This is a genomic window from Streptomyces sp. NPDC005803, from assembly GCF_040630435.1.
Classification (GTDB): domain Bacteria; phylum Actinomycetota; class Actinomycetes; order Streptomycetales; family Streptomycetaceae; genus Streptomyces.
Genome location: NZ_JBEXXO010000092.1, coordinates 1 through 1,034, shown reverse-complemented (window position 1 = coordinate 1,034; position 1,034 = coordinate 1). Strand labels below are relative to the sequence as shown.

The following is a 1,034-nucleotide window of genomic DNA, read 5'->3' as shown; positions in this document are numbered from 1 at the left end:
GCTGTCCGTGTTGCCCGTGCGTGTCGGGACGCGGGGATCGGGAGCGTGGCCGTCTACGCCGACCCGGACCGCGACGCGTTGCATGTGCGTGCGGCCGACGAGGCATTCGCTCTGGGCGGTGACACCCCGGCCGCCAGCTACCTGGACATCGCCAAGGTGCTCCAGGCCGCGAAGGACTCCGGAGCGGACGCGATCCACCCCGGCTACGGCTTCCTGTCGGAGAACGCCGAGTTCGCCCAGGCCGTCCTCGACGCCGGCCTCACCTGGATCGGCCCCCCGCCCCACGCCATCCGCGACCTCGGCGACAAGGTCGCCGCCCGCCACATCGCCCAACGCGCCGGCGCCCCCCTCGTCGCCGGCACCCCCGACCCCGTCTCCGGCTCCGACGAAGTCGTCGCCTTCGCCCAGGAACACGGCCTGCCGATCGCCATCAAAGCCGCCTTCGGCGGCGGCGGCCGCGGCCTCAAAGTCGCCCGCACCCTCGAAGAGATCCCCGAACTCTACGACTCCGCCGTCCGCGAAGCCGTCGCAGCCTTCGGACGCGGCGAATGCTTCGTCGAGCGCTACCTCGACCGGCCACGCCACGTCGAAACCCAGTGCCTGGCCGACACCCACGGCAACGTCGTCGTCGTCTCCACCCGCGACTGCTCACTCCAGCGCCGCCACCAAAAACTCGTCGAGGAAGCCCCCGCCCCCTTCCTCACCGACGCCCAGAACGCCGAGCTCTACGCAGCCTCCAAAGCCATCCTCAAGGAAGCCGGCTACGTCGGCGCCGGCACCGTCGAATTCCTCGTCGGCACCGACGGCACCATCTCCTTCCTCGAAGTCAACACCCGCCTCCAGGTCGAACACCCGGTCACCGAAGAAGTCACCGGCATCGACCTCGTCCGCGAAATGTTCCGCATCGCCGACGGCGAGAAACTCGGCTACGACGACCCCGCCATGCGCGGCCACTCCTTCGAGTTCCGCATCAACGGCGAAGACCCCGGCCGCGGCTTCCTGCCCGCCCCCGGCACCGTCACCCTCTTCTCCCC

The 1,034-nt window shown here is 70.3% G+C and carries 1 protein-coding gene; it reads left to right on the top strand.

The genetic code is table 11. The features are described from left to right. A partial coding sequence (locus ABZ454_RS38970) for a biotin carboxylase N-terminal domain-containing protein (RefSeq protein WP_359544155.1) occupies positions 1-1,034 on the top strand: 1,034 nt, incomplete at both ends.